General features: G+C 68.3%; 6 protein-coding genes. 4 read left to right on the top strand and 2 right to left on the bottom strand.

The annotated features are described in order from the left end of the window. Positions 1-6: 6 nt before the first annotated feature. Positions 7-2,232: an acyl-CoA dehydrogenase gene (locus BRW65_RS25785; RefSeq protein WP_073879503.1), complete on the bottom strand. Its 2,226-nt coding sequence runs from the start codon at positions 2,230-2,232 to the stop codon at positions 7-9. 152 nt (positions 2,233-2,384) lie between these two features. Between BRW65_RS25785 and BRW65_RS25790 the strand changes: the two genes are divergently transcribed. Continuing rightward, positions 2,385-2,966, top strand: a complete 582-nt coding sequence (locus tag BRW65_RS25790) for a TetR/AcrR family transcriptional regulator (protein WP_073879505.1) — start codon at positions 2,385-2,387, stop codon at positions 2,964-2,966. Positions 2,967-2,976: 10 nt separating this feature from the next. Here the strand turns inward: BRW65_RS25790 and BRW65_RS25795 are convergent, their stop codons facing one another. Beyond that, the gene (locus tag BRW65_RS25795) at positions 2,977-3,561 is read right to left on the bottom strand and encodes a TetR family transcriptional regulator (protein WP_073879507.1); all 585 of its coding nucleotides are present in this window, start codon (positions 3,559-3,561) and stop codon (positions 2,977-2,979) included. 60 nt (positions 3,562-3,621) lie between these two features. On the opposite strand from BRW65_RS25795, the gene BRW65_RS25800 reads away from it, so the two are divergent. The 3 genes from BRW65_RS25800 (at position 3,622) to BRW65_RS25810 (ending at position 7,054) form a co-directional block, all read left to right on the top strand. Beyond that, a complete protein-coding gene (locus BRW65_RS25800) occupies positions 3,622-4,719 on the top strand; it encodes a DUF1214 domain-containing protein (RefSeq protein ID WP_073879509.1) in 1,098 nt (365 codons plus the stop codon). Continuing rightward, a complete protein-coding gene (locus BRW65_RS25805; protein WP_073879511.1) occupies positions 4,716-5,888 on the top strand; it encodes a sulfotransferase family protein in 1,173 nt (390 codons plus the stop codon). Before BRW65_RS25800 ends, BRW65_RS25805 begins: the two co-directional genes overlap by 4 nt. A 77-nt stretch (positions 5,889-5,965) precedes the next feature. Further along, positions 5,966-7,054, top strand: coding sequence for a DUF190 domain-containing protein (locus tag BRW65_RS25810; protein ID WP_073879513.1), 1,089 nt, complete (start codon positions 5,966-5,968; stop codon positions 7,052-7,054). Positions 7,055-7,177: the final 123 nt, after the last annotated feature.

Raw genomic sequence — 7,177 nt, forward strand, 5'->3', positions numbered from 1 at the left:
CGGTAACTACTTTCGAGGTAGTCCGAGGATCATCTGTGCGATGATGTTCAGCTGGATCTCCCGGGTTCCTCCGCCGATCAACTCGGCGGGCAGGTGCAGGTAGCGCTCCACGATGTCGGGGTCGGCGTCGGCCACCATGGCAGCGCGCCCCGTCAACCGGAGGGTGGCCTCGAATGTTCTGCGCAGGAGCTCGTTCATCGCCACCTTGGCGATGCTGGACGCCGGGCCCGACGCCTGGCCGTCGAGCAACCGGATGGTCTCCCGCACCCCCAACGCCTTGATGGCGTTGGCGTACGCGTCGAGTTCGCCGAGCGCGCGCAGCGCGTCGTCGCGGTCCGGCCCGGGTTCGGCCGCGAGCCGGCGCAGCGCGGCGGCCCGGTCGAACTTCACGTAACCGCTGATGGCCGAACGCTCTTCGGCCATGGTGGCGATCGCCAGGTTCCAGCCATCGGTGGGGGCGCCCAGCAACATCTCGTCGGGGACGAACACGTCGTCGAGGAACACCTCGTTGAAGTGCGCCTGCCCGGTGGCCGTTTTGATCGGCTGGATCTCGATGCCGGGCGACCGCATATCCAGGATGAAGTAACCGATGCCGCGGTGTTTGCCGGCTTCGGGGTCGGTGCGCGCCAGCAGGGCGCCAAGGTCGGCGTACTGCGCCAGTGACGTCCAGATCTTGTGGCCGTTGATCCGCCAACCGCCGTCGACCTTGGTTGCCCTGGTGGCCAGGGACGCGAGGTCGGATCCAGCACCGGGCTCACTGAACAGCTGGCACCAATGAATCTCGCCGCGCTGGGTGGGCGGAATCAGCTTTTCTTGCAGGTCGTTTGGTGCGGCGGCCAGCACCGAGGGCAGGATCCACTCGGCGATGTTCAGCGAGGGCCGGACCAGACCGGGTCGCTTGGCGAACTCTTCGTCGATGATGAGCTGTTTGAGCGGACCCGCACCGACGCCCCACGGCGCCGGCCAGTGAGGCGCGATCAGTCCGGCATCGGCCAGCAACGTGCGCTGAGGCCCGGAAGCCTGGTCCGGGTAGTCGCCGTGGGGTGCGGGTTGGTCATTGCGCAACTGCGTTGCGGCGTCAAGGGTCTCGGCCACCCAGGAACGAAATCCGGCTTCCGCGTCGCCGAGGTCGACCGACATGTCGCGTTGCCGGGTGCAGGTCAGCTGCCCGAGGCGCCGGGCCCAGCGATTCACCGGACCGATCGAGGCCGCGAGACTGATCGCCCGCCGCCAGTACAGATGCAGGTCATGTTCCCAGGTGAAGCCGATGGCACCGAACATGGTCAACGCGTCGAGGACAAGGTCGGGCACCGGGGCGACCGCGATCACGGCCGCCGCGGCGGCGGCCATGCGGTGCTGGTCGAGCGGCTCGTCGGCGGCTCGCACGGCATCCCAGGCCGCGGCGGTGGCCAGCTCGCTGCTGACCAGCAGCATCGCGGCGTTGTGCTGCAACGCCTGGAAGGTGCCGATCACCTTGCCGAACTGTTCGCGGATGCGCAGGTGTGCAGTGACCGCCTCGACGCACCACTGCACGATGCCGGCCGTCGTGCTGGCCAGCAGGCCGAGCGCGACACACCGCGCGCGGTCGGGATCGATCCCGGTGAGCACCTCCGGGCCGGCCGCGGGGTAGTCGTCGAGGCGCAAGACGCCGGCGTCGGAGACCAGGTCGGTGCCGTTTATGGGTTCGGTTGCTGCCGCGGGGTTTTCGGTGTCGACGACGACCCAGACCACGGCGTCGTCCTCAGTGCGTGCAGCGAGGAGAATCGTGCACGCCGCACACACGCCCGCGGTGACGTCCGACGCGCCGGTGACCACCCATCCGCCATCTTCGGCGCGCGCGCTGAAATCACCATCGCCGGGGAGCACCACCGCCGCGGTGCGGCCGGCGGCGAGGTCGCGCAGCAGCGCCTCGGCGGCCGGTGAGGCGTCGGCCAGCAGGGCGACGGCTCCCGCCGCGACCGTCGGCAGCAGCGGCCCAGGCAACAGCGCCTTACCCGCCGCCTCCAGCACGCACGCGGCGTCCATCAGGCGGCCGCCCTGCCCCCCGAGGCTTTCGGGCATGTGCACCGCGTGAAATCCGTTGCCGACAAAGGCCGCCCACCATTCGGGCCGGCGCCCGGCGGCCAGGTCGTCAAAGCTGTCGCGGGTGGCCGAGATGGGCGCGTGCCGGGCGGCGAACTGCCCGACCGCGTCGCTGAGTTCCTGTTGCTCCGGGCTCAGTCCGAGGGTCACGACGACGGCCGAGAGGTGACTGAAGTTGGCCGCACCGACTGCTACCCTTCCGGCTAGAATGCCCTTACAAGACGGACCGTCTCGTCTTGTGCAGACTACCGGCGCCGGTCAGGATATGTAAAGCGGGCTACCGCAGCAGCGAGGATCACCCAATGCCAAGCGATCTCACCCAGGCGACCACGCCGAGGCGCCGCAGCGAGAAGTCGCGCACGGCGATCGTCACCGCCACCCGCGAGCTCCTTCTCGAACGCGGCTTCGACGGTCTGAGCATCGAGGCGGTCGCCGCGCGTGCCGGCGTGGGCAAGCAGACGATCTACCGGTGGTGGCCCAGCCGCTCGGCGCTGGTCGCCGACGTCATGCTCGAGGACGCCGACAAATTGCTGGCATCGGTATCCCACACCGGCGATCTGGCCGCCGACTTGGTGGGCTGGGTCGGCAAGCTGGTCGCCAGCCTGACGACCGATCGCGGCTCGGCCATGCTGCGAACCCTGACCGTCGCCTGCACGGAACACGAGGAGACCGCCGTGCGTCTGCGGGCGGGCTTCAGCGCGCCGCTGCACGACAGCGTGCGGGACCGACTGCTCGCCGATGGCATCGCCGCCGCCACCGCCGAATCGGCCGCGGACGCGATCGTCGGCGGCGTGGTGTATCCGATCCTCTCCGGCGCCCAGTCCTATTCGCGGCGGCGAGCCGAACGCACCACCCGGCTCATCGTCGGCGCGCTCCTCGGCTGATGCCGGCCGATCACCCGACTTTGATGGCTGCCAGGCCCTGACCCACCCGATCCGGCAGGGATCCCCCGTGGCTGAGCCAATCGTCCAGCGCGATGCGCACGGTCGCCATCGTCAGGGCACCGATCAGGCGGGGCCTGGGGTCCTGCGGGGCCAATCGCGGCAGGCGCGGTGCGATCAGGTTCGCGATCGCCAGCTCGTACCGCACGTAGATGTGCAGTGTCCAGGCGGCCAATGTGTCGGAAGACCTTGTCAGGACCGCTAATTCGCGAATCTGATCCTCGATGTCGGCGAAACCGGCGGCGAGCTCCGTGAAGGCGCCGATGACCGCGTCGGTAGCGCTCAGGCGCTCGGGCTGGGCCGCCAGGGCGGCGGTGATCTGGTTGAGCCAATGGACGGTCATGCCCTCGGCGACGGCGTCTTCCTTGGAGTTGAAGTAGCGGAAGAAGGTCGCCCGCCCGATGTCGGCCTCGTCGGCGATGCGGTCCACCGTCGTGCCCGCCAAACCACGGTCGGCGACCAGCTGCGCCGCGGCGCCGGCGATGCGCTGCCGCATCGCCGTTCGCTTGCGTTCGGCCAACGTTGTCGTGGCAGCCATTCCCCCACCTTTTCCCGCGAATCCGCTCCCCATCGTAAGACATAGTCTTACCATGAGACGATGTCTCAAGACCTCGATTCGTCCGATCAGGCGGTCCCGCAGGCGCGGGCCGCGTGGCAGTTCTTCCAGCAGATGGTCACCGATGTCACCAAGATCGTGACCGAGGACGCCGAGTCCGAGCGCGAGCTGCTGGAAGGGTTGCGGATGATCGCCCGCGTCTCGTCGCTGTGCGCCCAAATGTCGGTCGAGGCCGACGCCGAGCGACCCACCTTCTTCGACATGTGTTCCGAGAACCGCATGGTCGGCGGTCCCAATCCGGACGGCAACTATTACCTGGCGATGATCCGCGGCGACCGGAGCTACCGGGTCACCGGCTCGCGGGGAACCAGCGCCTACCTCGGGCTACAGGTCCTGGCCGGGACGGGGCTGACGCCGCGCCGCATGGCGGGGTATGTCAACGATGTCCAGTTAGCTTTGACTGCAGGCGAATTCGCGCTTGTGCTGTCCAGGAAACAACCCGCAGATCTCGCCGGTGCGCAGTGGGTGCAGATCCCCGACGACGCCTCGTCGGTGGTGGTCCGCGAGTACATCGGCGACCGCGCGCACGAAGAACTCGCCACGCTACGCATCGAGGCGATGGATCCCGCTCCGCTGACCCCGCTGTCCGACGGCGAGCTCGCCGATCAATTCACGGCGATGGCCTGGTCACTGATGAAGCTGACGACACTGCACCGCACCATCAAGCCGGAATTGCTGGATACACCCAACACGCTCCTGACCGCGGACGCCGCCAACCTGGGCGCCGCGGACACCACTCCGGACAACCTGTACATGATCGGGACCTACCGGCTGCAACCGGACGAGGCGCTGGTGCTCGACATCGCTCCGCCCGACACCCGCTATTGGAACGTCACGCTGGAAAGCATCTGGCACGAGTGCCTCGAGCCGCGGGCTCGGCACAGCTCGGTGACGAACCGCGGCGTGGCACGCGATCCCGACGGTCGGGTGCGGATCGCCGTCTCCGCGAACGACTTCGGGTTGGGCCATTGGCTCGACACCGGTGGCCGGCATCGAGGCTTCGTCGTCCTGCGCTGGCTGGACAACCCCAGCCCACCCGACGTGAATGTGTCGGTGCGCCGATCTGAGGAGGCGGTGTGACGCTGCAGGATCGATTCGCCCCCGAGCGGCTGGTAGCCACCGCGTGCGAGGAAGCCGGCAGCGACGACTTCGGCGCCGAGGGCTGGCGGCCGGGGCTGCACCGCCTGACCGACGGGCTGATTCACGACGCGCGGCTGTCGGACATCGGGGTGGAGATCGCGCACCTCGACATCATGCGGGCCCTGAAGAACCGCCTCCGTGTGATCGCTTGGCGCAAAGCACACCCCGAGATAGCCGCCCAACCGGTCGCGGCGCCGATTTTCATTGTCGGACAGCCCCGCACCGGAACCACCATCCTCTACGACCTGCTCGCGCAGGATCCCGAGCTGCGCGCCCCGTTGACGTGGGAGGTCGACGAGCCCTGCCCCGTGCCGCAGCCGGAGACCTATCACGACGACCCGCGGATCGCGCAGACCCAGGCCAGCATCGACATGTCCGAACAGATCATGCCCGGGTTCCTGGCCTTTCACCCGATGGGCGCACTCGTCGGGCAGGAGTGCGTGCGCATCACGGCCGGTGAATTCGTCAGCATGATCTTCTCCGTGCAGTACCGCCTGCCGAGTTACTATCGCTGGCTGCTCTATGAGGCGGACCACGCGGGCGCCTACCGCTATCACCGAATCTTTCTGCAGCACTTGCAATCCGGCGTACCCGGCCAGTGGTTGCTCAAGTCGCCCGCGCATCTGTGGCAGCTGGACACCCTGCTGGCCGAATACCCCGACGCATTGATCGTGCAGACCCACCGCGACCCGCTGAACGTCATCTCGTCGATCGCCGCCCTCACGCACCACCTGCGCCGGATGTGCAGCGACGAATCCACCATCGCCGAATGTGCGGCCCAGTCCTACGAGGAGATCGTCGTCGGCCTGGAGCGCGAGATGGCCCTGCGCGATGGCGGCGCCGTGCCGGCCGACCGGGTGATCGACGTGCAATACAGCGACTTCGTCAACGACCCCTGGACCACGATCAAGGACATCTACCAACGGCTCGACCGCGAGCTGCGCCCCGACGCCGAGCAGAACATGCGCGAGTTCCTCGCCGCCCATCCCGGCGACGGGGGCCGCGGTCGCTACACCTGGTCGGACACCGGCCTGCAGGCGGGCGAGGTGCGCGAGCGGGTGGGCGCCTACCAGGACCGCTACGCGGTGCCGACCGAAACCCTGCGGTGAGCCGGGACGCATCGAACACCGTTGCGACGCTTGGGGTCTGAAGCGAGTAGGATCGCCGCAAAGCGACGGGAGCGGCCATGGACGAGGACTGCCTCAAGCTCACCACCTATCTGGCCGAGCGCCGGCGAACCGACACGGGGTTTGTCTCCGATGTGCTGCTCGACCTGTACGCCGAGCACCACATCGCCTGCGGCGTGGTGCTGCGCGGTGCCGGCGGCTTCGGCACAGGCCGCCACTTGAGGACCGACGAGTCGCTGACCTTGTCGGAGGATCCGCCCGTCGCGATCGTGGCGGTCGACACCCAGGCGAAGATCGAGGCCCTGCTCGATCCGGTGCTCGCCATCAAGCAGCGCGGCCTGGTCACCCTGGAGCGGGCGCGGCTGCTGAGGGACGGCGGGTCCTTCCCGGGGCCACCGGACCTCCCCGCCGAATTGCGCGAAGCCGTCAAGCTGACCGTCTACGTCGGCCGCAAGGAGCGTGTCAACGGCGCCCCCGCCTACGTCGCCGTCTGCGACCTCCTGCATCGGCGCCGGGTCGCCGGCGCTTCGGTGCTGCTGGGCGTCGACGGTGTCACCCACGGGCAGCGGCATCGTGCCCGCTTCTTCGGTCGCAACGCCAACGTGCCGATGATGATCCTGGCCGTCGGGTCCGGTGAGCGCATCGCCGGGGTGTTGCCGGAGCTCGCCGGGCTGCTTCAGGAACCGATGTTCACGCTGGAGCGGGTCCGGGTGTGCAAACGCGACGGCGAACTCCTGGAAAGGCCGCACGCCCTGCCAGGGGTCGACGAACACGGTTTGGCGCTGTTCCAGAAGCTGACCGTCTACACGTCCGAGTCGGCATTGGTCGACGGGGTGCCGATTCACCGCGCGATCGTGCAGCAGCTGCGTCAGCGCGATGCGCCCGACGGTGCGACGGTGTTGCGCGGCATCTGGGGATACCACGGTGACCACCGGCCGCACGGCGACAAGTTGCTCTCGCTGGGCCGGCGCGTCCCCGTGGTGACCATCCTTGTTGACACCCCGTCCAACATCGCCGAATCCTTCGCTGTGATTGACGAATTGACCCGCGACGACGGGCTGGTGACGAGCGAGATGGTGCCCGCCGTGGTGTCAGACGAACACGATGCCGGCGACGGCCCGCCGCACCTGGCCCGCCACCGCTACTAGACGGTATGGGGGGCTGGGGCCTCGCTCACATGTGAACGTGGGTTGCGGTCGGGAAATGGGTCCTGGCCGTAGAGCCACAGATGTGGGAGGCCCCAGTGAAGGTTCAGCGTACGAGTGTTGGGT

The organism is Mycobacterium paraffinicum (genome assembly GCF_001907675.1).
GTDB classification, from domain to species: Bacteria; Actinomycetota; Actinomycetes; order Mycobacteriales; family Mycobacteriaceae; genus Mycobacterium; species Mycobacterium paraffinicum_A.

Bases quoted from the DNA above. Each gene is read 5' to 3' on its own strand.
- BRW65_RS25790 (WP_073879505.1), top strand. From the start codon at position 2,385: ATGCCAAGCGATCTCACCCAGGCGACCACGCCGAGGCGCCGCAGCGAG.
- BRW65_RS25795 (WP_073879507.1), bottom strand. From the start codon at position 3,561: ATGGCTGCCACGACAACGTTGGCCGAACGCAAGCGAACGGCGATGCGG.
- BRW65_RS25800 (WP_073879509.1), top strand. From the start codon at position 3,622: ATGTCTCAAGACCTCGATTCGTCCGATCAGGCGGTCCCGCAGGCGCGG.
- BRW65_RS25810 (WP_073879513.1), top strand. From the start codon at position 5,966: ATGGACGAGGACTGCCTCAAGCTCACCACCTATCTGGCCGAGCGCCGG.